Below are 22,934 nucleotides of genomic sequence, written 5' to 3'. Positions count from 1 at the left end.
ACAATCTACTGGCTGATGAACGTATAAACCTTGTTCATTTCAGTCATTACATCGTATTCTATAATTTCTTTAAGAGCTGTCTTACCCCCTGCTAAATTCTTCCCTGCCAGGGGTTCCGGAATTGATTCAATAACATAAAATGGATTGGGATTGATTCCGGAACTCTTCTCAATCTTTTTTCCCGAATAAAATTGAAGTGGCTGATGTACCCGCAATCGCAGGTTACCTCCCAAATGCGACAGTATCACCAGTTGCTTAATTTTTCCGTCTTTCCAGCTTACTTCTTTGATTTCAAATCCACCCCTTGCTTTAATTCCGGTAATATATCCATCCGCCCACTCTTTTGGTAAAGCAGGCAGCATATGCACCGCCCCATCAGCTGATTGCATCAGCATCTCAGTAATACCTGAGGTACAACCAAAGTTTCCATCAATCTGGAAAGGCGGGTGTGCGTCAAAAAGATTGTCATAACTACCACCTCCTTCACCATTGGAACCAACCGGTGATAGTTGATTTCTGAGTAATTGCAAAGCACGGTCACCATCCTGCAATCTGGCCCACCAGTTGATTTTCCATCCCATACTCCAGCCCGTTGAAACATCCCCCCTGTGTTCCAGACTTACCCTGGCTGCCTGAAACAAGCTGGGATTTCAATACGGTGAAATTTGGTTGGATGGATACAATCCGTATAAATGAGATATATGCCGGTGGTGGTCATTCGGATCATCTATGTCTTCCATCCATTCCTGGAGCTGACCGAACCGACCAATTCGCATAGGCGATAACTGGCCTCTCAAATATTTTAAGGAATCAGTAAATGCCCGATCCGTTTTTAACCATTCTGCAGCCCTGATAGTACTGCTGAATAGATCAAACGCAAGCTGATTATCCATCGTTGTGCCTGCATCCAAAGAGGATCCACCATGAGCAGCAGGTGCATTTTCGGGAGAACTACCAGGGTTGATCACCAGGTATTTTTCATTCGGATGCGGAATAAGAAAATCCATATAAAAACGGCTCGCTTCTTTTAAAACAGGATAAGCCGTAGCCAGAAATTTGAGGTCACCAGTGTATAAAAAATGCTCCCATAAATGCTGACTGGTCCAGGCGCCACCAGCCACCCACATCCCCCAGAAAGCACCATCAATAGGCCCTGTAATCCTCCATATATCCGTGTTGTGGTGGGCTACCCATCCCCTTGCTCCATACATGGTTTTAGCAGTTTCCCTGCCCGTTTCAGAAAGTTCCCTGACCATTCGCAGGAAGGGTTCATGCAATTCCGAAAGATTTGTTTTCTCGGCCGGCCAGTAATTCATTTCAGCATTGATATTGATTGTATACTTGCTGTCCCATGGAGGATACATCCGGTGATTCCAAATTCCTTGCAAATTGGCCGGCTCACCACCTGGCTGAGAAGAAGAAATCAATAAATACCTTCCATACTGATAATACAAACTAACCAGCTGCGGATCGTTCCTGTTTCTGAATTTGCGCAATCGTTCATCCGTTGGTTCATTATTAGCCGTACTCACCCCAAGGTCAAATTGCACCCGGTTAAAATACTGCTGGTATTGATGAATATGTTCCTTTTTTAAAACACTGTACGATTTTTTGACAGCTTTATTAAGCCAGAATATACTTCTTGCTACTTCATCACCACCCAGATCTTTATACGAATTAAAATTGGTTGCGATGGAGATATAAATTTCAGCTGCATCAGCCTGCTGCACCTGAATGCTTGAATCAGTGTTAACGATATTTCCACCTGTAGTTTTAATCTGTGCAATCGTATAAAATCTGACTTTCCCCGGAACGGTTTCATGATCTGGTGTAGTACCTTTTAATATAAGCAAGCCATTTTCAACAACTACTGCAGCCCTTGGTTGAGGTGTAGAATACCGTGCTGTAAAACTGAGCATTTTTGCTTTATCCGCAGTAAGCCGAATGACAAGAACACGATCTGCAAGAGATGCAAATACCTCTCTTTTATACGAAACACCATTTGATTCATAGATGGTACTTGCTATTGCGTTATCTATATCCAGTTCCCGGTAATAATTACTGTATTGGTGCTGGCCCTTCATATCAAGATGCATCGTACCTACCGGTGCAAAAAATTGTCCGTGCGATTTTTTCGTAATTATTTGTTCATTGGCGATTTTTTCAGCTTCTTTTTGTTTCCCCTCAAATATCAACTCCCGGACACTGGCCAATGCATTCATTGCTGCCGAATTATCATTCCGGTTCGGACTTCCACTCCACACAGTATGTTCATTTAGTGTAATCAGCTCTTCCTCAACATTCCCGTAAATCATAGCGCCCAAAAAACCATTTCCCACCGGCAGCGCATTTTCCCATATTTGCCCGGCTGGTTGCTGGTACCACAATTTTAAAGATTCTTTTTTTTGGCCTGCCGCACTAAAAAAAAGAAATGAAAAAAGAATCAAAAATAGTCGGTTCATATGGCTCCCTCCCTGCTGGTAATTAAATGTAGGCAGAAAATTTCAACCGATTGCAATTCTAATTTACCTGCAAACTACTTTTCATCAACTCTTATAAGCCACTCCTGATAAGCCGCTCTTAACTCCTGCACCTTAGCAGGGTATTTTGATGCCAGATTAACTTTTTCCCCGGGATCTGACTGAAGATTAACCAGCATCAGTCCATTTGCATCCAGTTCCGCAGGATTCGATTGCAGAGGCGCATGTAATAATTTCCAATCGCCTTTTCTTACTGCCCACTGTGGTGCCTCTTTTGTGCCTCCACTTTGCCAAACAAAAAGCTCGTGGGGCGACTTTGCAGTTTCCGATGCGATCAATTTACGCAAATCCCTTCCATCTAATTTTTTATCAGGTAGTGCCAGCCCGCAATAACCAGCCAGTGTTGGATACCAATCGACATTGGCAGCAAACTGATCTCTTGTGACATTCATGGGTAACTGCCCTGGCCAGCTAATGATTGCCGGCACTCTGATGCCCCCTTCAAACAAACTGAACTTGGATCCCCGCTTTCCAATGGCAGTTCCACCTCCTCCAAATGTTCTGATTTCTTCAGAATAACCATGATCAGATTGAAATATCACGATGGTGTTTTCTGTCATTCCAAATTCATCCAGTTTTGCCAGCAATGCCCCCACCCGCTCATCCATGGCAGAAACAAAGGCTGCATATTCTCTTCGGGGAGAAGGGAGATTTTTATAGTACTCCAGCCATTTGGTATCCCCCTGTAAAGGATAATGTGGTGTATTCAAGGCAAAATATAGGAAAAATGGATCCTTCCGATTATTCCGCATGAAGTTGGCTGCTTCATCTACCATCAAATCCTGAAAATATTTTCCTGGTTCATGAATTTCAACTCCGTTTCTCCACAGATCATGGCGATTGGGACCATCCCAGTAAAAAAAATGCGAATAATTATCAATACATCCTCCCATAAATCCAAAGGAGTGATCAAATCCCTGGCCATTGGGCATTGTTTCCGGAGTATACCCAATATGCCATTTTCCAATATGAGCGGTTTTGTACCCCCCTGCTTTAAATAACTCAGCCATTGTGTATTGTTCGGTTGGCATACCAGCCACTCCTGCTGTAGAGGAGGCGTTACCAGGCAATCCGGCACGTTGGGGAACAAGTCCGGTCAACAATGCCGCCCGCGAAGGAGAACATACTGGTGCCGCTGCATAAAACTCAGTAAAGCGAACCCCACGCTTTGCCAGTTTATCTATATGCGGTGTATGTAAATCTTTGGCTCCATAACAGTTCAGATCAGAATACCCCTGGTCATCAGAATAGATTATTATTACATTGGGTTTGGTTGATTGCGCTTCCAGTTCTCCATTTATTTCAAACAGAAAAGCTGCCAACACTATCCACTTAAAAATCTTGACGTTCATCTTGTTTCATTTTATAGAAATAAACTGTTCAGGCATATTCCATCCCTCCAAGGCCAGCATCGGCTTCACACCATTCTTTGGGGTATAGTCCAATACCACTGTTCTGCTTTCGCCAGGCAACACCGATACATAATTATCTTCATAAAATACCGGGAGTATGCGTTTTTTAGTAGTGGGATCAACTAACGACAAGCGATTGAAAAAAGAGATCGGTCCACCTGCCGGAGCATTGATGGTTACTGCTATTTTACCTTTTTGAATTGCTGAGGCACTGATCTCCGGTTGAACCTTGGGCATATTGGCAAGCCCGCTGTACTGACCGCTTGAATCCGGCAGCCAATACAGGTTTTGGGAAACGACTTTTTTATCCAGATTCAAAATTTTAAGACTCAGAAAAACTCCTTCCGTTTTGGCGGCTTCGCGAATTGCTCTATTTATATCCATGACTTTACGGGTGGTAGCCGGACCAATCTCCGCAAACACCTGCCCCAGGCTACGCTCCTTTCCATCTTTATCAAACAGGCTCATTACCAGCATCAGGTCATACTGGTGAACAAATGTATTATTGATCAGATGTAAACTTGTATCTGCAGGATTGTAGAAGAAATTGACTGGCGCTCCTCCCTGTCTCAAACCATACAAACAGGCATTGGGATCCAGGTAATAATCATACATCTGGCCGCGTAAAGCGGTCCAGGGATTCTGCGTTTTCCAGATGATCACTCCCGTATACCAGTCCCACATACGTGAACTGAATCCCTCCATCAAAGCCCGGTACTGATCATAGTTCACAAGTTGCGCTTTACGGCCCCAATCTTTCAAATCGGAGGCCTTACCATAGGCATCTATAGATTTTCCATACCCAATGTATTTATGATATTCCCAAACAGAATCCACTGTTTCTCTGCGTATCTCCTTTTTGTAAACAGGTGGCACCAGGTTGGGCGCGGGGATAAACCGTTCCAGTGATGCATAATCCCCTGCACCTACTGATCCGATCTCGGAATTAAAAGGCCAGGTGCGGTGATTGAAAAATGTTTTGATGTCCTGGATACCATAGGGACCATCACCATTACCCCCGAGGAAATTATAGGACATATCATCGGAGTTGCTATAGTCCACGAACCAGCGTGTGCCATCCAGTTTGGGCAGAATAGAATCGCGCAGCGGAGTTTGAATATCCTGAGGCAGTGTAATCTCATTGCCACCACACCAGATCGCCAATGATGCATGATTGCGAATCATTTTAATCTGATCCGCTGCCGAAACCAAAAACAGGGTATGATCATCCGGATACTTTCTTCGAGTCCACTGATCGTCTTTTTTCATGGGATCCAACCAGCGGCCATTACAATCTCCGGAACCCCAAAAGTCCTGCATCACCAACATTCCATATTTGTCACAGGCTTCATAAAACTCCGGACGTTCACTGATAGCTCCACCCCAGATGCGAATCAGGTTCAGGTTCATATCCCGGTGAAAGCGGATCTCGGCATCATAACGTGCTTCACTGAAGCGTAACATGGCATCTGAAATAATCCAGTTACCTCCTTTGATGAAAACAGGCTGTCCATTGACAAAGATCTGCTTGCTCCTGGTTGTGGTATTCCAGTCGGCAGTGATTTCCCGAACACCCACTTTTATTTCTTCCCGGTCAGAAATTTTTCCTCCCGCCACGAATTCCAGTTTCACAGGATATAAATGCGGCTCTCCATAACCGTTAGGCCACCAGAGTTTGGGATTAACCAATGAATAATCCGGTAACGATACTTCAGTTGTACTAGTTGGTTTAAGGCTTACTGATTTTGATACGGTTTTGCCATCAATCGTATATCTCAGGATTCCGGTAAGAGGCACTGACCCTGTATTTTGTAATTCTGCGGATACTTTCAAAATGGCAGGTTGCTGACCGCCAGTTGGCTTTCTCTTACCAGGTACCAGGGTTACTACATGTGGATTCTGCAAATTCACTGAGCCGGTCTTTTCTATGAAGACCTTGTCCCAGATACCTGTATTCCGGTCGCGGATTGGCTGGATCCAGTCCCACCCTGCCACATATTGATGTCCCACGTTCTTAGCGATGGTTCCATCTCCACCCTGACCCCCATTCGGATTACCTGGTTCGTCCGGCGGAAATACAATTACAGCCAGACGATTTTTTCCGTCCTTGCGAAGCAGCTTAGTTATATTGTACTGCTGCCTAAGGAACATGCCTTTATGCAACTGCCTGTTCAGTTTATGCCCATTGAGATATACATCTGAGCTATAATTTACTCCACGCAAATGAAGCCAGACCTGTTCACCTGCAGCAGCGGTTTCTGAAAACTCTCTTACAAACCAATAGGTATAATAATCCCGCCCGGTATCATAGATATCAGGTATATATTTGTTGTTCATCCCAATAAAAGGATCCGGTATTTGACCATTCGCCAATTGAGTGGTTAATACGGTACCGGGAACAATGGCCGGCTGCCAGTTGGATAGTTCAAAACCCGGAAAAGAGATGCGCTCCCCGTTTTCTTTTACCTGGGAAATGGAGGCCGCTTTCCATTCACCGGCTAATTCATATTGTTTTTGCGCTTTGATCGAATAACTGCAACAAGCTAAAGCAAAGAGGCTAACCAGAAACTTTTTCATTCAGCGAATAATTTATTTAACTGTAAAGGTTGTTTTCAATGGAAGTTCGGAAGAAGACCCACCGATCATTACTGTAAATACTCCAGCCTCCACTTTAAGTTTCATATATTGATCAATGATTTGAAGGTCTTCCTGACCAAGGGTAAACCGAATGGCTTTTTGTTCGCCGGCTTTTAGTGCGATCCTTTGAAACTGTTTCAATTGTTTGTTGGGTTGTACCACAGAAGCCAGCTCATCCCGTAGGTACAATTGTACAACTTCGGTTCCATCAACAACTCCGGTATTTTTCAACTGAAAGCTAACTTCAAATCGATTTGTGCCGGTTGATTGAACATTCAGTTGACTGTATTCAAAACCCGTGTAGCTTCTCCCAAAACCGAAAGGATATAAAGGCGCTGCACTCATCTCTACATAATCATGTCCCCTTGGGTTTTTCTTATTGTAGTAAACAGGTAATTGACCCACTGATTTTGGAACCGATATTGGTAACTTACCGGAAGGATTAACATCTCCTTTAAGAATTTCCGCGATGGCTGTACCTCCCTCCTGTCCGGGATACCAGGCACATAAAAAAGCATCCGCATGGGCTGCTGCCCAGTTCATTTCAAGCGGACGACCCTGAATATAAATCACGATTACAGGTGTGCCGGTAGCTTTCACCGCTTCCAACAATTCCTGTTGTTTTCCCAGCAGGTTTAAGGATGCTCTGTCAAAACCTTCTCCACTTTCAATATCCTGAACAGATTTTGCATCTGCGATGGCAGCACCGGTTTCCTGGTAGTTGGTTTGAAAATCTCTTGCACTGGAACCTCCAACAACTACAATAGCAACTTCCGCATTTTTAGCAGCCTGCACAGCAGCAGGAATATCAGTGTTGAGGGTATCCCGAATGGCAACTCCTTTCACATACTTTACTGTTGCAGTTGGAAATTTTGCTTTAATACCCTCATACACCGTGACAATATTTCCAGGTTCCTGCGGCGCCGTGTAATCGCCTAACTGGTTGTATTGATTATCGGCATTGGGACCAATAACTGCGATGCGCGAAATTGTCTTTTTCAACGGCAGTATATTGTTTTTATTCTCAAGCAGGATGATGGATTGACGGGCAGTTTCTCTTGCAATGGCAATAGATTCACTGGTTCTAACCCGGGCTTTTGCCTGTTGCGGATTCACATAGGGATTTTCAAATAATCCCATTTCAAATTTCAGTTTTAGAACCCTGCTAACGGCCTCGTCTAGTTGCTTTATAGAAATCTTTCCTTCTGCTACAGATTGTTTCATCTTAGCGAATGCATTCGCGCCCAAATCCATGTCCACACCGGCTTTCAGTGCCAGCTCACCGGCTTCCCTGATATCTTTTGCAATGCGATGACTGCCCGCCAATCCGTCTATGCTGAACAAATCCGACACAACAAAACCACGGAAGCCCCATTGCGATTTTAATAAATCGCGGTACAGGTATTCATTGCTCGTGCAGGGTATACCATCAATGGAATTATAAGCAGTCATAATGGAAAGTGCTCCTGCTTTAACTGCTTTCTGAAAGGGTGGCAGAAAGTTTTCATGGAGTTCCCGTTGACCAAGTATCGTCGTATTTCCATTGTGCCCACCCTCCGGTATACCGTAGGCGATAAAATGTTTAAGCGTGGAGATCACGCTGGAGGGTTTGGAAAGATCACCACCCCCTCCTCCTTTCACTGCTGCTACACCAATAGCGGCAGTTAATACAGGATCTTCTCCAAAGCTTTCTTCCACTCTCGACCAACGCGGATCACGTGAGAGATCCATAACCGGACCATAGCTGATATGTCCACCCTGCAGGCGAATTTCCCTTGCCATTACGCTGGCAGCGCTTTCCACCAATTCAGGATTCCAGGTGGATGCCAAACCGATTCCGGTTGGAAATACAGTGGTTCCAATGGCCATATGTCCGTGTGGTGATTCTTCCGCCAGAAAGATGGGAATGCCCAGCCGCGAATGTTCCATCACATATTTTTGCAGGGCATTACCTGCTTTCGCAGCCAGTTCCGGATTGAGCCCAGTCACCAGTGTTTTTTTAGTCCAGGGATCCGCCCGGTATACTCCCCAGAAGGCACCTACATAGGACGAATCAATGAGATGTTTGAATTTGGAGGAATAGGTAACCTCATTGCCCTTTTTTTCCCACATTTCCCAACCCATGGGACAAAGGAGTTGTCCGATTTTCTCTTCCACCGTCATACGTTTGAGCAAATCAGCGGTGCGTTGGGGGATGGGAAGTCTGGGATTTTTATAGGCTGGACTTACTTGTCCAACAAGTTCAATTTCTATTGGCAGAAGTACTACTAGTAACAAAAAGTTCCGAAGCATTATTCAGTATAAAATATGCCTTAAAACTAGGGATTCCATGATATGTACTGATATTCATTTCTGCCAATAACGCTGACTATTTTATCTAATTACATCATTCGAAACAGGAATTTATTTTCATTCTTTCGGCCGCTGCAAAGGAATATGTACATTAAAGGTTCCTGTAATTATTTGTTTAGCAGGTGACTTGATAGCAGCCGCACCATAAAAAACAACAGGATATCCACTAGTATCTAACAACAAATATGGACGCTCAAGATGATACAACTGAATATTGTTTCCATTTTTAAGCAGAACTTGCTTTTTCATGAACTCTGGCTTTGGAGACAACTCCCATTTTATCCCATTTTGAGATTGGAGTAATGCCAGTGATGGCTCTCCTCCTGTTAGTCGCCCGGTAAAATCCTTTAAAACTGCATAAAAGAGCTTATGTTCCGGATGGTACCAAACAAACGGATCTTCCGCATTGGCGATTTTTCCATTTTTGTCTTTAATATCAAACATTATTTGTGGTTGAACCTGGAAAGGTCCGAGTGGAGAATCTCCAATCGCTACTCCGTGGACTCCTCTCCAAACCGGATCATACCAATTTCCCTTAAAGTAAAGCAGATATTTGCTATCGGCCCTCCGATAAACAACAGAGGGATTCACAACGACCATATTATCCGGACCAGCAATCGTTCCTGCAGGAGAAGGATTTATGACATTTGCCGATTTAACCCTGGTAGACGGACTTAATAATGGCTTATCAGGTCTTATAAAATTGTCCGTAAGCAACGCTTTTACAGAGGAAAATTCGATTACACCTATTTGCTGACTTTGCTGAACCCTGTCTCTTTTGGATAGTTTTTCACCTGTCGAACCAATTGCTTGTGGCCCGGGATCCTTCGACCCGACGTAGTATAAATAGTAGGTATCATTGAATTTCTGTACATGCGGATTATGGACCATCTGAGCATCCCAGGCAGCACTATCACCTAAAAATCTTCTTCCCTTGAGCAATGTTTTCAAATATTTGAAATTTCCGGTTGGAGTAGCAGATGAGGCAACAGCAATTTCTGATTCAAGCACCCAGCTATTGTAAAAAGTCAGACTGTCAGGCCCCCCGTTAAATGTTGAATAAAACATATAATAAAGACTGTCGTCCATCTTTACAACACTTCCGCACCACACCATTTTTTGAAGGTCCATTAATACAGCCGGACCCTTTAACATGACTGTACTATCAACTTGTAAAATAGTTGCGTCTATTGGTAAGGGGTTTACTTCCAGATATTGACCCTGAACTGATTGTAATTGAAGGAAATAAATAATACAGGCTAGATAAAACACTTTTTTTGATGGTGTCTTCCTCCCAACAGCATAAGCGTGCAGTTGTTTAAATGGTAAGGTCACTAATAAAAGTTTGCTCCGGCAATATACCCCAAACCGGAACTCACCTGAAGATTTCGGATAGCTTTTTTTCCAACGCTGCTCCCCTAAGGTTTTGAGCGATGATTTTCCCGTCTTTATCAATTAAATAGTTGAAAGGAATCTCAGCAATCCCATAGGTGAGCATAGCACTATTATTACCACCGTTTAATTCACTAACCTGGGGCCAGTTTAACTGATCAGTTTTGATGGCATTGATCCAATTTCGCTTATCAGCATCAGCAGAGACCCCAAAGATCTCAAACCCTCTCGCATGGTACTTATTGTAAAGCTTAACAAGCAATGGATTTTCTTTTCTGCAGGGGCCACACCAGGATGCCCAGAACTCCAGCAAAATTAATTTTCCTTCATAATCAGATAAACTTAGCTGCTTACCTTCCGGAGATAATTGCCGGATATCTGTGTATTTATCACCAATATTGATTTCCCTGTTAAGCGCAAGAAATTTATCAATTAATAATCCGTAATAACCTTGCTTATTTTCCTTTGATAACGCATCAAACAGTCGCTTTGATTTTTCTTTTCCCCAAGCCCGATGATTATTGAATAATAGTAAACTGGAAACTATAGATTCCGGATAAGTATAAATAAAGGAAGCTGATTCCGTATAGATACTCGAATCAAGAGCAGCAATTCTAATTCGCGCAGCCGGATCATCGGTTCCCACGTTTCTTCTTAAACTATCTATTTCATACAGATAGGGTTCAATACGTTTTTCAAAGTTTTCATGTATGGTATTAGAGACACTGTTCTTTACTATCGAATTTTTAAATTCTCCTTTTGAACCAATAAATTCAATTTTTTTCTTTTCGATCCATATTCTTTTATAATCTCGGTAATCTTTTGTATGGATCATCAAATAAACAGGATAGTCTGTATCAATGGTTGGAACATACCTAAACTTGTTATTACGGATCTGTACTGAATCAAAAATCTTAACAGGAAACTCAGCGGAAAAATAAATCCAGGTACCATCATCAAAGCCAGTTACAGCACCCAGGATCTCTGCATTTTTTTGAAATGAACTCCTGGAAGCAGGAACATAGCCAATTGGGCTGATTGAATTAATCCCAGATAATAAATAAGTTATTGATATCAGTAGCAGCGTTTGCATTCACATAAAATTACAGAACAGGTCAGGGCACTACTTTCAAAAGAAAACGCCCCTCCGTTATAGCGATTGACTGGCTGGAATTGTACGCATTTCGGATAGTTCCCTGAAAACTACCCTCAGCCACCTCATTGGTAATTCGATCCACTACAAACAGAAAATCCTCCTCTTCGCCCATTTGCGAATGAAAAAGTTCATCAACACCTAATCCATACCGGAAAATCATGATAAATGAATAATTATTCTCCCTGAATGTTCCAGCTGAAATTGCATTATCTGATTCTATATCAAAACTAAAAAACGGGAAATTATTTTGCATATTACGGAAGGCTGTTCCAGTAATAGTTTTTGTGGTTTTATTTGCGATGGCTGTTTGGTTAAATTCAACCAGTTCGCCATTTACCTTTGCCCGGATAAAATAGTTGCCGTCGTTATTGTTGTCATCAGATTTACTGCAGGAAAATAGTAAAACTGCCAGCAATCCTAAAATTATACGCTGAAGATTTGATAGGCTTATCATAGTGGATTATTAAATGAAAACGTGAGCAATTGCTGCTATTACAACAGCTGTACTACTATTAACCGTTTCGGTTTTTATCACTTTCCCGTCAACAATTATTTCCAATTTGATGGAAACATTCGTCCCTCCCGAACCATTATTATACCGAAAGGACAGTACTGCATTGTCTCCCGAATTCAGCGTGCGGGTTAGTTTACTGCTAAAAGGCAGCGACTGATTAACCAAATCATTGTTACCACCTGTTTCGTTGGTGAAACTTACTGAAGATAAGGGGCCATTCACGCCGGAAAGTCCGGTTATTTTGTACTCAATGGATACCCTTTTAGGATAACCGGAATCATCATCTTTGTCGCATCCGGTAAATAAAACAACACACAATAATCCAATCAGGATTGTCTTAATGGAAAAGATCAATTTCATACTCAAGGTTTAATTTTCAAACTGTACGATCTAACTTTTTGTAGTATGTAGCGCAGTTCGAAATTAGAAAGCAGAAATTGATAAAAAATTACCATTGGGTAATTTCCAGGAATCAAAAAATGATCTTACTCAACTGAATGGAGGCTATATGGATATCTCCTTTTTGTTCGGCATTACGACGAATCATTGAAATTTTTTTCAATCCGGGTGTATCCACTTTAATAATACCAACTTTTGTTTGTCTGAATCTCGGCCGGTCACCATCCGCTTCTTTTGCACCTGTTGTTGCTGTTAAATATAAACGCAAGGTATCACTGGCATTATTAAACAAATCAAACTCTGTTCCATCGCTTTCTTTACAGGCATGATAATCTACTTCCACCTGGTAATACCCAGGCTCCAGGAAGTTTACCTCCCAACTGGCAGCCCCATCCTGGAGTTTCCATTTATTGATGACCGTACGATGTTTCCATTCACCAAATTTTTCCATCCAGCTTAGCTTATTGAAAGCCGTCCCTTCCGTAGTTGCAAATGCTGCGGACAAGGTTGTCGGATAGTTTGGATCAATCGCCATAGCCGCTTGAACCCTGGGTGCACCATCCAGTTCTACCCGAATACATTCCAGCAATTGTTTGGAGGTCCTTACCGGCAGTTCAATTTTCAAAAAACCCTTATTGAAAGAATATTTAAGTTGTTCATTGGCACCCTTTGTTACTACGCTTTTGATTTTATTTCCGATTCCGGTCAGAAAGATACTTGCACCCGGCTTCCAATCGAACACAAATAGATTCAGGTTGTTTTTTGTTACGGTAACATCACCCCAGGGAAATGCCTGCAACCAGGGAGAGGCTGTTGCACCATAAATAGCATCGGGATATTGTCTGATCCACTTGCCTACTGTCAGGATTTGATCCACATTAAACTTCGGCAGGGTGCCATCTGCTTTTGGCCCGATATTCAGCATATAGTTACCTCCTCTTGCAATTACAGAAACGAGGTCTCTTGCCATTACATCTGCAGTTTTCCAGTTTTCATCGTACCAAGCAAAACCCCAGGAATCGTTGGAAGTATTTATTGCTTCCCATAAGCCCTGAACATTTTTCAACGGTATTTCATGATCACCATAGGTTTCATAATCTCCTACACCATTTCCAATCCGGCTATTGATCAAAGCCCGGGGTTGATATAGTTTAACCAGCTTTACCAATTCGAGCGATTGCTCTTTTGTCATTTCGCCCGGTGTATCAAACCAGATCAATGAAATCGGTCCATAATTCGTTAGCAGTTCTTTTACCTGTGGGATGCATTTATTCTTGAAATAAACTGCAAAAGATTGTTTCGGGAGGTCTTTACTCCAGTTATTGATTTCATGCCAGTCCTGGAATTGAGAATAATAAAATCCCAATCCAATACCTTCTTTCTCGCAGGCTGCGGCAAGCTCTTTCAGGGGGTCTCTTTTGAAAGGAGTAGCACTGGTAATGTTAAAGGGATGGAAGGAGTTGAACATGGCAAATCCCTCGTGATGCTTAGCCGTAATAACAATGTATTTCATGCCCGCATTTTTCGCGATCTGAACCCATTCGCTCGCATTGAACCGAACCGGATTAAAGAATTGTGCAGCTTCTTCATATTCTTTGATATCCGCTTGTGCGAGGTACATAATCCATTCACCAATTCCATACAGTGTTTTGCCTTTCCATTGATTGGAATATTGGGAATAAAGTCCCCAATGCAGGAACAACGCATATTTTGATTCAGTAAACCAATCGCTTAGGGGATGTTTTTTATCCACTACGATAGTATCCCTGGCAGTCTGTTGGGTGAAAGCAGAAAGAGAAGACAGAATCAGTAATCCAATTGTTAGTATTCTTACCATATGCTTCTGAATTTACTCAATAGAAGATGCAAATCCCTATAAATAAGCAATTAGGATAGAATGATGTAAGATTTAGTGAATATTGAATAACTGGAATCAATAAGGAGACGGACTAACAGAAGTCCAGCCACCATCAATAACCAGACTTTGGCCGGTTATATGCCTTGCCTGATCTGATACCAGGAAGAGTGCCGCAGCTGCAATATCAGAGGCAGTAGCCGGCCTGCCCATAGGTGTGATACGAGACCATACGGCTTCATAATTTTTATCATGCAGGGTTCGCTCGGTTAAGGTTGCCCCGGGAGCAATGGAATTTACATTTATCCGGTATTGAGATAACTCGATTACCAGATTCTTTGCCAGCATTTCAAGGGCGGCTTTCGTCATGGAATAGGCCGCCAGGTCTTTATGTGCCTGGTGTCCGGTTACGGATGACATAAACAGAAGGGATCCTCCGGTTGCCTGTTGCTTCATCTGGTTGGCAGCAGCCTGTGCAAGAAAGAAACTTCCATTCAGATTTACTCTGATAACACGATTAAACGAATCTTCCGGATAGGTGAGAAAATCACCAAACAAGGTAATACCGGCATTTGCGATGGCGATATCCAGTCGGCCTGTTTGTTCAATCGATTTTTCTACCATGTTATTAATGAACTGGCTATCACTGGAATCACCAGGTACTGCGGTGCAGCTGCCGGATTCCTTCTGTATTTGCTCAGCAGCCTGAGCAGCTGCGGCTGGATCGATATCATTCAAAAACACATGCGCCCCAGCTGCAGCAAGTTGCCTGGCAATTTCAAAACCGATACCAATAGCTGCGCCGGTGATAATAGCAGTTTTGTCCTGAAAATTCCCTGTAGTCATAAGTTTCTTTTAATGAGAATCACGCAGCACATCGCTACCGGATTTACCTTTTAAGAAATCAAAATCCGCCCCGAGATGAGCCTGTTCCACATGCGAAACAAATAGTTTGGCATAACCCCTATTGAACGGATTGAATGGTGCTGGAAGCGCTGCCTTTCTTTTTTCTAATTCCATTTCATTCACCAGCAAATTCAATTGACGTCCTTTTGCATCCAATTGAATGAGATCACCATTCTGTACCAGCGCCAACGTACCGTTCACAGCTGCTTCGGGAGAAATTTGAAGCACCACTGTTCCAAAACCTGTTCCACTCATACGGCCATCAGAAATGCGAACCATATCCTTTACACCTTTTTCGAGAAGTTTTTTGGGCAGTCCCATGTTTCCCACTTCCGGCATACCCGGGTAGCCTTTGGGACCCACATTTTTTAAAACAAGAACAGAATTTTCATCCACCTCCAGATGAGGGTCATCGATTCTTGCTTTGTAGTCTTCTATGTTTTCAAACACTACAGCTTTGCCTGTATGTTGCATCAGTTTGGGATCCGCTGCAGAAGGTTTCATAACGCCACCACCTTCACAAAGGTTTCCATGCAGTACGATAAATCCGGCTAGTTGATTAAATGGCTCCTGCATGGTGGAGATGATATCCCGGTTGTAGACGGTTGCTTTTTCGATATTTTGTCGAACGGTTTTTCCATTTGCAGTGAGGCAATCCAGCTGTAATTCATTACTGAGCTCTTTCATTACAGCTGGAATCCCGCCAGCATAGTACAGGTCCTCCATAAAATAATTTCCGGAAGGTTGAAGATTGGCAAGTAGCGGAATGTTTTTAGAAAGCCTATCAAAATCATCAATGGTCAGCGGGAGCTCAACCCGACCTGCAATAGCAAGTAAATGAATAACGAAATTGGTAGAACCACCAATTGCTGCATTCACTTTGATGGCATTTTCGAAGGCTGCACGGGTAAGTATAACCGAAGGAGTCAGCTCCTCCCGCACCATCTCAACGATTCGTTTTCCTGAAAGTTGAGCCAGTACTTTCCTGGCAGCATCTACTGCGGGTATAGCAGCGTTTCCAGGTAAGGATAAGCCCAGCGCTTCTACCATACTGGCCATAGAAGAGGCAGTACCCATTACTGCACAATGTCCTTTGCTGCGGCACATACCGGCTTCCGCCATATTCAATTCTTCCTCCGACATGATACCGGTTCTTACATCTTCAGAAAATCGCCAGAGATCGCTGGTACCAATATCCCGGCCTTTAAATTTTCCGGTTAGCATAGGGCCACCGGACACAACAATAGTTGGAATATTGACACTGCAGGCACCCATCACCAATGCCGGTGTTGTTTTATCGCAACCACAGAGCAAGACCACACCATCAACCGGATTGGCACGGATGGATTCCTCCACATCCATACTAACCAGGTTCCGGTAGAGCATGGCGGTAGGTTTGATCAGGGTTTCTCCCAGCGACATAACAGGAAATTCAACCGGAAATCCGCCTGCCTCTATGATCCCTTTTTTTACTGATTCTGCGAGTTCACGAAAATGTCCGTTACAGGGAGTAAGTTCTGACCAGGTATTACAGATCCCGATAACCGGTTTACCCTGAAGTTCATAATCGGGTATTCCCTGGTTCTTCATCCAGGCTCTGTAGATAAATCCGTCCTTTCCCTTTTTCCCGAACCATTGCTGGCTTCTTAGCTTTTTCTCCATGCTTGCTTTGTTTATACATAAGAATTACAACAGGCCAACCGGCATCATCCTGTCAGCCATAGAGGTAAACATAGGCGGTTACTAAATGTAATTAACTTTTTAAATTACATGCACTTAATATTCCTCTTATGCGGGTTTCCCTATTTTTTCTGATTATGTATATGTGTATTTCAGTTAACGGAAAAACGCAAACAAATCAGAAAGAATCTATTCTAATAAGGGATCACCTTTTGTTCCTGGAACAATTAACCAGAGATGTTCTTGAAGCATCCCGAATCTATCCTGAACAAATCATTTCCGAAGAGTTTGGGGCTAATAAAACTGGAGGGATACTAATCAGACCTGGCGGAAGGAATGCCTATCCCTCCTTCTGGATAAGGGATTATGCAATGTCATTGGAAACAGGCTTTGTTTCGGTAGCTGACCAAAAGCACATGTTAGAATTAACTGCCACTACACAGTGTGATCAGGCCTGGATCACCAAAGGTGGAAGTCTGGTGCCCGCTGGATCGATTGCGGATCATATCAGGATTGATGATGGCAAGCCGATTTATTTTCCCGGTACGTATGACTTTGAAAACCAGGGAAGTCCGGAGTTTGGAACATTGCCCCCCTTTTGTGATCAGTTCTTTTTTATTCATATGGCGCACTATTACGTAATGCAAAGCCGCGATCGAAAAATTCTCAAAAAGGAAATAAATGGCATAAGGCTAATAGACCGGCTAAAGGCAGCCTTTCATATGCCGCCTTCCAATGGTATAACATATATGGTGTATGCTACAGAAAAACTGAGAGGGGTGGATTTTGGATTCAGGGATGTACAGACAATAACCGGTGATTTGTGTTTTGCATCTATTCTGAAATACAGGGCAGCAAATGAACTTGCAGATTTATTGGAGCTGGTTAAACCTCAGGATGCACAACAGTACCGAATGATTGCAGAAAAGATAAAAAGTTCTTTACCAGGGATATTTTCAGATAAAAGAGGAATGTTAATGGCTTCAACAGGAAGAAGCAAGCAACCGGATGTTTGGGCTACCGCACTCGCTGTTCATTTTGGATTACTGGAAGGAGATGCAGCTATGAAAGTCTCCAGGCTTTTTGCTGATGCCTATAAAGCAGGTAGTTTAAGTTATAAAGGTAACATCCGGCATATACTTACAACAGATGATTTCAATGAGAACACTGCCTGGGAAATATCCCTTTCCCCAAAAAATCTATATCAAAACGGTGCTTACTGGGGTACCCCAACCGGATGGGTTGTGAATGCGATTAAACTTTCAGACCCCGGATCTGCAACTGCGCTTGCCCGTGAGTATATTGACGAGTTAATTGAAAATGATTTTAGAAAAGGGGAAACATACGGGGCACCCTATGAGTGTTTCAATCCATCCGGATATAATCAGAATCCAGTTTATCTAACCTCTGTTGCTTGTCCGCTGGTTGTTTTCAGAAAATTGTAGGCCGAAGCAATTCAATGGATTAATGGAGGATCCTTCAACCGGACTACTTATACACTCCTTTAAATGTTCCATTAGGCTGAACGGATATAAAGTATACTGGTTTGTTGTTTTGGAATGTGAAAGTTATACTGTATCCCAGTTTATTTTTAACGGTGAATAAATCTTTTGCAACAGGTACCAATTCACTATCCGAATCACCACTAACTTTCGCAATCAATTTGCCGCTTTGTAGTTCGATAACAACTGGAAGGTTGTAATTCTCCAATATGTACACACCGATGTATTTTTTTAAGTCAGTAAGTGATAATTGGAATGGTTCCCGTTTGATAAGAGCATTTAATTTTTGGAGGGTAATGGCGTTCATTGTAATTGTCAATGCCTTTTCATAATTCATTATTGCATTAACCGTATCTTTTTTTGCAGCAAAAAAATCACCATAGGAATCAAAAACATTGCTGCTGGAAGGATAGTTCTCTACATTCATTTTAAAATAAGCTCCTGCTTTATTGAACTGTTTCTTTCTAAGGGCATCGTAGCCCAAATAATTAATGAGCGTTTCAGGCGGATTTGATTTATAACCTAATTCCGATGAAATTTTTTGGTAATGTGTTTGTAATCTTTCTACTATACGGGTGCTTGTATCAATAAAATCTTTTTCTAAAGCGTCGAAAGAATAAAAATCAAAAATAAAACGTAACCCATCATATTCAGTTATCAACGGTACGGTGTTGTGTCTGTCCTTATCATAATACTTATAAGCATATTTCAATTGAATTGAATTTGTTTGCAAGAATTGATCAAACTTCATTATTGCACGTACAGGTTTTGTTTCACTAGTTTTGTCATCATTAATTGTTGCGAGTGTCGTTCCGAGTGCTATAGGATTAGCAATGCCAATAAACAACTTTTTATTGCTTATCTGCTGATTACGTAAGTGGGTCAGATACTGGTTCAGGTATTTTTCATTGTTATACCACAAACTTGGATCAATGGCGATGTAGGCATTAAACAGAGACGGATAATTAACCAGCAAATCAATTACAGTAAGTCCGCCTAAGGAATGTCCCACTATTACTTTATAAGGTGCGGTTGGATAGTGTTTCTCAATATATGGCATCAATTCAGATGACAGGAAATTCATGAAAGGGTTCGCATTTCCCATCTTATCGGCTGCCTGATAGGCAGGAACTAAATCCCTGAACCGATTGGTATTTTCAATGCCGACCACCATCATTTCTGGCAACACACCATTTCCATTGGCCTGGCTTAATTGTTGGATAATACCAATGGTGGAATAAAAATGCGCCTCACCATCCAATAAATACAAAACCGGGTATCGCTTCTCAGGTTGGACAAGATTCGACGTATTGGTTGGAGAATACACCCAAATCTTTCTGTTTTCATTTAAGACACTGGAATGAATCGTTTCTATTTTTCCAATCGTAATAGGCTGCGGCTGCTGAGCAGATATGCACTCATAAATCAATAATAATACTAGAATAAGTATACTGTTTTTCATGTTGATCAGTTTTTCGATCAAAACAAAAATAATGTGTATTTATTGTTTTTCAATAAATATTTGCCGCTTAATAAAATATTTTTACCTCCAAGAGTATAATAAAAAAGCCTGCAAATATTTCTTTTGCAGGCTTTCACTTCTTTCTCTTTTACTTTTTGCGGAGAGAGCGGGATTCGAACCCGCGATACCCTTTAGAGGTATACACACTTTCCAGGCGTGCTCCTTCAACCACTCGGACATCTCTCCAAACTTTTATCCGCCTTCGGCGGATGCCACCCGACCGGTAAAATCGGGACGCAAATATAGGGTTTCTCAGGGATTCGTCAATTCCCCCCGTAAGGAAGTTTCCAATAATTCATGCAGCCTGCGCCGGGAGGGCTTTTGCGCCAACAAAAACATCAGCTTGGCCAGGGTCGCTTCAAAGGTCATATCATAACCAGACACCACCCCCATCTCCTTCAGCGCCCGGCTTGTTTCATACATGCCCAACTCCACCGATCCGCCATCACATTGGGTGATATCAATGATGGTCATACCTCTGTCGATTGCCCTTTTTACCGCCGCCAGAAACCAGGGCGCCGTAGTCGCATTGCCACTGCCAAAGGTTTCCAGGATCACCGCCTTCGCCCCCGGGGTCTGCAACACCGCCTCTACCGTTGCCTCTGTAATTCCCGGAAATATCTTCAACACCGCCACCGCCGGATCCAGTTTCTTGTGCACCTTCAATGGCTGCTCCGGATGCTTCAGCAAAAACTCCTTTTTATACTTGATATTGATCCCCGCTTCCGCCAATGCCGGATAATTCATCGAATAAAAAGCTTCAAACTTCTCCGCATTGTACTTCTTCGCGCGGTTCCCGCGAAACAGACTGTAATCAAAATAGATACATACCTCCGGCACAATTGCTCTGCTGCCCTTACGCGCTGCAGCAATTTCCAACGCTGTGATGATATTCTCCTTCGCATCGGTCCGGATCTCCCCTATCGGCAGCTGCGATCCGGTTAGCACCACCGGCTTGGATAAATGCTCCAGTAAAAAACTCAATGCCGAGGCTGTAAAGGCCATCGTATCGGATCCATGCAGGATCACAAATCCATCAAAAGCTTCATAATTTTTCTCAATGATCAGTGCCAGCTCCACCCAAACTTCAGGTGTCATATTGGACGAATCCATCGGCGGATTAAAGGCATGAACTTCCACTTCATACCCCAACTTCACAATCTCCGGAATATTATCCCGGATCTCTTTGAATCCAATCGGCTTCAAGGCTCCAGTCAGTGGATCCATCACCATACCAACGGTGCCCCCGGTATAGATGATGAGTATCCGGGGGGTGTTTCTGTTTTTTCTCATATATCAGTTCGCGCTGTTAAGGCTGGTATTGAAAGAGCCTGTTGGCATTCGCAGTGGTAATCTCACCAATTTCTTCTACAGTTTTCTCATACACCTCCGCCAACTTTTCGGCTATGGGTAACAGATAGGAGGGCTGATTTCGTTTACCCCTATACGGTACCGGCGATAAATAAGGAGCATCGGTTTCCAGCACAATATGCTCCAGCGGTATTTGCTTCAACACTTCCGGCAATCCACTTTTCTTATAGGTTAACACCCCACCGATACCAAGATAAAACCCCAGCTTCACCACTTCCTTTGCCAACTCATAACTTCCTCCAAAACAATGAAAGACCCCACTGAGCCCTCCATCCTGTAAGGCTTTCACTTCCTTGATACACTCCAGTGTGGAATTCCTCGAGTGAATGGATACCGGTATCTTATAGTGCTTCGCCAGCTCAAGCTGCCGGCGAAATGCTTCGTACTGCTGCACATCATAATTGCGATCCCAATAGAAATCCAGCCCGATTTCTCCCACTGCTGCAAAAGGTCGTTTAGCCAGCCAATCCTCTACCTTTCGTAATTCTTCTTCGTAGTTCTCCTTCACATAACAGGGATGCAATCCCATCATCGCAATGCAATAACCGGGATAAGCTGCCTCCAGTTTCAACAGGGATTCATGCTCGGTATGATCGATCGCCGGCAGGTAAATGCGCTGAACACCAGCGGATTGCGCAGCTTCCACAACCTGCTTTACATCGCTCTGAAACTCCTCTACATATAAATGACAATGGGTATCGATTAAGGTCATTCGGCAAATTTCCAGAAAATTTTATTCCTTTTTAAACGTTTTACATGCAACCCTTTCTAAACTGTAAAGATTTAGAAACTACAAATCACCTTTTATGAAAATGAACCACCCAAAGAAATCACTCTTCCTGATCGCCACTGCAGCCCTTGTTATCGGCTTTTCAAGCTGCTCCAAAAACAATGACACCCAGGTTGACCGCGATCCCGAACTGACCCAGGCTACCGTGGAAGCGGAAGCGGAAGCTGAACTTATGTATGATGATGTATTTAATAATGTAATGGGCGCCGATCAGCAAGTTGCAATTGGAGGTACCGGCGTATTCCAATCTGCCAACAGTGATCAACCCGGCCCGCTGCAAAGCACCTGCTTTACCCTGACCCTCTCCAAAACCGGAGATGGTTTCCCCATCACCGTTACTGTAGATTTTGGTAGCGAAGGCTGCCTCGGTCGTGATGGTCGCACCCGCAAAGGCAAGTTCAGCACGATTTATACCGGCCATATGATCCTGCCAGGCAGTAAAGCAACTACCACCTTTACCAATTATTATGTAAATGGAGTAAAAGTTGAAGGAACTCATACCCTCGAAAACAAGAGCACCGCCAACCAGTGGGCCTTCGAAACCAGGGTTATCGATGGGAAACTTAGCCGGGAGAACGGCAACCAGATCAACTGGAACCGTGTTCGCACTTTCACCATGATTTCTGGCTCCGGTACCCCCTATGTGCCCACTGATGATGTGTTCGCCATTACCAGCAATGGCTCCGGTACTGTTACTATTGGTGATAAAACCGGTACCTGGACGAGCACCACCACCACCCCCCTGGAAAAGGCTTTCAGCTGTCGCTGGATCAGTGCCGGCACCCAGGAAATCCAGCGCCTGAATGGCAGAAAGGCCAGCCTGGACTTCGGAAACGGCGAATGTGACAATAAGGCCACAATCACGGTAAATGGGGTTTCCCGAGAAATTACTTTGAAGTAATTAAA

16 protein-coding genes, 1 tRNA gene and 1 pseudogene are annotated in these 22,934 nt (G+C 43.1%); 2 read left to right on the top strand and 16 right to left on the bottom strand.

The window, feature by feature from the left end; all coding sequences use genetic code 11:
• Window positions 1-5: 5 nt before the first annotated feature.
• The 12 genes and pseudogenes from L0U88_RS21220 to L0U88_RS18340 all read right to left on the bottom strand — a co-directional run bounded on the left by L0U88_RS21220 (window position 6) and on the right by L0U88_RS18340 (window position 16,825).
• The gene (locus L0U88_RS21220) at window positions 6-389 is read right to left on the bottom strand and encodes a glycoside hydrolase family 95-like protein (protein ID WP_434801964.1); all 384 of its coding nucleotides are present in this window, start codon (window positions 387-389) and stop codon (window positions 6-8) included.
• Between the two features lie 12 nt (window positions 390-401).
• A pseudogene (locus L0U88_RS18390) lies at window positions 402-2,387 on the bottom strand (glycoside hydrolase family 95 protein); the annotation flags it as partial.
• 149 nt (window positions 2,388-2,536) lie between these two features.
• The gene (locus tag L0U88_RS18385; protein WP_234867937.1) at window positions 2,537-3,892 is read right to left on the bottom strand and encodes a sulfatase-like hydrolase/transferase; all 1,356 of its coding nucleotides are present in this window, start codon (window positions 3,890-3,892) and stop codon (window positions 2,537-2,539) included.
• Window positions 3,893-3,898: 6 nt separating this feature from the next.
• On the bottom strand, window positions 3,899-6,529 hold the full coding sequence (locus L0U88_RS18380; protein ID WP_234867936.1) for a glycoside hydrolase family 2 protein: 2,631 nt from the start codon (window positions 6,527-6,529) through the stop codon (window positions 3,899-3,901).
• Between the two features lie 12 nt (window positions 6,530-6,541).
• Window positions 6,542-8,881: a glycoside hydrolase family 3 N-terminal domain-containing protein gene (locus L0U88_RS18375; RefSeq protein ID WP_234867935.1), complete on the bottom strand. Its 2,340-nt coding sequence runs from the start codon at window positions 8,879-8,881 to the stop codon at window positions 6,542-6,544.
• A gap of 117 nt (window positions 8,882-8,998) precedes the next feature.
• Window positions 8,999-10,276 (bottom strand): glycoside hydrolase family protein, encoded by a 1,278-nt coding sequence (locus L0U88_RS18370; RefSeq protein WP_234867933.1) that lies wholly within the window; start codon window positions 10,274-10,276, stop codon window positions 8,999-9,001.
• Between the two features lie 40 nt (window positions 10,277-10,316).
• On the bottom strand, window positions 10,317-11,426 hold the full coding sequence (locus tag L0U88_RS18365) for a TlpA disulfide reductase family protein (RefSeq protein WP_234867931.1): 1,110 nt from the start codon (window positions 11,424-11,426) through the stop codon (window positions 10,317-10,319).
• 22 nt (window positions 11,427-11,448) lie between these two features.
• Window positions 11,449-11,943 (bottom strand): hypothetical protein, encoded by a 495-nt coding sequence (locus tag L0U88_RS18360; RefSeq protein WP_234867930.1) that lies wholly within the window; start codon window positions 11,941-11,943, stop codon window positions 11,449-11,451.
• A 9-nt stretch (window positions 11,944-11,952) separates the two neighbouring features.
• Window positions 11,953-12,363, bottom strand: coding sequence for a hypothetical protein (locus L0U88_RS18355; protein WP_234867928.1), 411 nt, complete (start codon window positions 12,361-12,363; stop codon window positions 11,953-11,955).
• 112 nt (window positions 12,364-12,475) lie between these two features.
• Window positions 12,476-14,239 (bottom strand): alpha-L-fucosidase, encoded by a 1,764-nt coding sequence (locus tag L0U88_RS18350; protein WP_234867927.1) that lies wholly within the window; start codon window positions 14,237-14,239, stop codon window positions 12,476-12,478.
• Window positions 14,240-14,335: 96 nt separating this feature from the next.
• Window positions 14,336-15,103: an SDR family NAD(P)-dependent oxidoreductase gene (locus L0U88_RS18345; RefSeq protein WP_234867925.1), complete on the bottom strand. Its 768-nt coding sequence runs from the start codon at window positions 15,101-15,103 to the stop codon at window positions 14,336-14,338.
• Between the two features lie 9 nt (window positions 15,104-15,112).
• A complete protein-coding gene (locus L0U88_RS18340) occupies window positions 15,113-16,825 on the bottom strand; it encodes an IlvD/Edd family dehydratase (RefSeq protein WP_234867923.1) in 1,713 nt (570 codons plus the stop codon).
• A gap of 128 nt (window positions 16,826-16,953) precedes the next feature.
• On the opposite strand from L0U88_RS18340, the gene L0U88_RS18335 reads away from it, so the two are divergent.
• The gene (locus L0U88_RS18335; protein ID WP_234867921.1) at window positions 16,954-18,288 is read left to right on the top strand and encodes a hypothetical protein; all 1,335 of its coding nucleotides are present in this window, start codon (window positions 16,954-16,956) and stop codon (window positions 18,286-18,288) included.
• A 43-nt stretch (window positions 18,289-18,331) separates the two neighbouring features.
• On the opposite strand, the gene L0U88_RS18330 is transcribed toward L0U88_RS18335, so the two are convergent.
• The 4 genes from L0U88_RS18330 to L0U88_RS18315 all read right to left on the bottom strand — a co-directional run bounded on the left by L0U88_RS18330 (window position 18,332) and on the right by L0U88_RS18315 (window position 21,950).
• On the bottom strand, window positions 18,332-19,807 hold the full coding sequence (locus tag L0U88_RS18330; protein WP_234867920.1) for an alpha/beta hydrolase: 1,476 nt from the start codon (window positions 19,805-19,807) through the stop codon (window positions 18,332-18,334).
• Between the two features lie 158 nt (window positions 19,808-19,965).
• Window positions 19,966-20,053, bottom strand: a tRNA-Ser gene (locus L0U88_RS18325).
• Window positions 20,054-20,119: 66 nt separating this feature from the next.
• The gene (locus tag L0U88_RS18320; protein ID WP_234867918.1) at window positions 20,120-21,160 is read right to left on the bottom strand and encodes an asparaginase; all 1,041 of its coding nucleotides are present in this window, start codon (window positions 21,158-21,160) and stop codon (window positions 20,120-20,122) included.
• 16 nt (window positions 21,161-21,176) lie between these two features.
• Complete coding sequence (locus tag L0U88_RS18315; protein ID WP_234867916.1) at window positions 21,177-21,950, bottom strand: TatD family hydrolase; 774 nt, start codon at window positions 21,948-21,950, stop codon at window positions 21,177-21,179.
• Window positions 21,951-22,044: 94 nt separating this feature from the next.
• Between L0U88_RS18315 and L0U88_RS18310 the strand changes: the two genes are divergently transcribed.
• On the top strand, window positions 22,045-22,929 hold the full coding sequence (locus L0U88_RS18310) for a hypothetical protein (protein ID WP_234867914.1): 885 nt from the start codon (window positions 22,045-22,047) through the stop codon (window positions 22,927-22,929).
• Window positions 22,930-22,934 lie beyond the last annotated feature (5 nt).

The organism is Flavihumibacter fluminis, from assembly GCF_021491375.1.
Classification (GTDB): domain Bacteria; phylum Bacteroidota; class Bacteroidia; order Chitinophagales; family Chitinophagaceae; genus Flavihumibacter; species Flavihumibacter fluminis.
Note: the sequence above shows the minus strand (reverse complement) of the source record. Positions and strands in the feature narration are given on the sequence as shown.

Excerpts from the sequence above, each read along its gene's own strand:
- L0U88_RS21220 (WP_434801964.1), bottom strand. The coding sequence starts at position 389 with ATGCAATCAGCTGATGGGGCGGTGCATATGCTGCCTGCTTTACCAAAA.
- L0U88_RS18385 (WP_234867937.1), bottom strand. The coding sequence starts at position 3,892 with ATGAACGTCAAGATTTTTAAGTGGATAGTGTTGGCAGCTTTTCTGTTT.
- L0U88_RS18380 (WP_234867936.1), bottom strand. The coding sequence starts at position 6,529 with ATGAAAAAGTTTCTGGTTAGCCTCTTTGCTTTAGCTTGTTGCAGTTAT.
- L0U88_RS18375 (WP_234867935.1), bottom strand. The coding sequence starts at position 8,881 with ATGCTTCGGAACTTTTTGTTACTAGTAGTACTTCTGCCAATAGAAATT.
- L0U88_RS18365 (WP_234867931.1), bottom strand. The coding sequence starts at position 11,426 with ATGCAAACGCTGCTACTGATATCAATAACTTATTTATTATCTGGGATT.
- L0U88_RS18360 (WP_234867930.1), bottom strand. The coding sequence starts at position 11,943 with ATGATAAGCCTATCAAATCTTCAGCGTATAATTTTAGGATTGCTGGCA.
- L0U88_RS18355 (WP_234867928.1), bottom strand. The coding sequence starts at position 12,363 with ATGAAATTGATCTTTTCCATTAAGACAATCCTGATTGGATTATTGTGT.
- L0U88_RS18350 (WP_234867927.1), bottom strand. The coding sequence starts at position 14,239 with ATGGTAAGAATACTAACAATTGGATTACTGATTCTGTCTTCTCTTTCT.
- L0U88_RS18345 (WP_234867925.1), bottom strand. The coding sequence starts at position 15,103 with ATGACTACAGGGAATTTTCAGGACAAAACTGCTATTATCACCGGCGCA.
- L0U88_RS18340 (WP_234867923.1), bottom strand. The coding sequence starts at position 16,825 with ATGGAGAAAAAGCTAAGAAGCCAGCAATGGTTCGGGAAAAAGGGAAAG.
- L0U88_RS18335 (WP_234867921.1), top strand. The coding sequence starts at position 16,954 with ATGCGGGTTTCCCTATTTTTTCTGATTATGTATATGTGTATTTCAGTT.
- L0U88_RS18330 (WP_234867920.1), bottom strand. The coding sequence starts at position 19,807 with ATGAAAAACAGTATACTTATTCTAGTATTATTATTGATTTATGAGTGC.
- L0U88_RS18320 (WP_234867918.1), bottom strand. The coding sequence starts at position 21,160 with ATGAGAAAAAACAGAAACACCCCCCGGATACTCATCATCTATACCGGG.
- L0U88_RS18315 (WP_234867916.1), bottom strand. The coding sequence starts at position 21,950 with ATGACCTTAATCGATACCCATTGTCATTTATATGTAGAGGAGTTTCAG.
- L0U88_RS18310 (WP_234867914.1), top strand. The coding sequence starts at position 22,045 with ATGAAAATGAACCACCCAAAGAAATCACTCTTCCTGATCGCCACTGCA.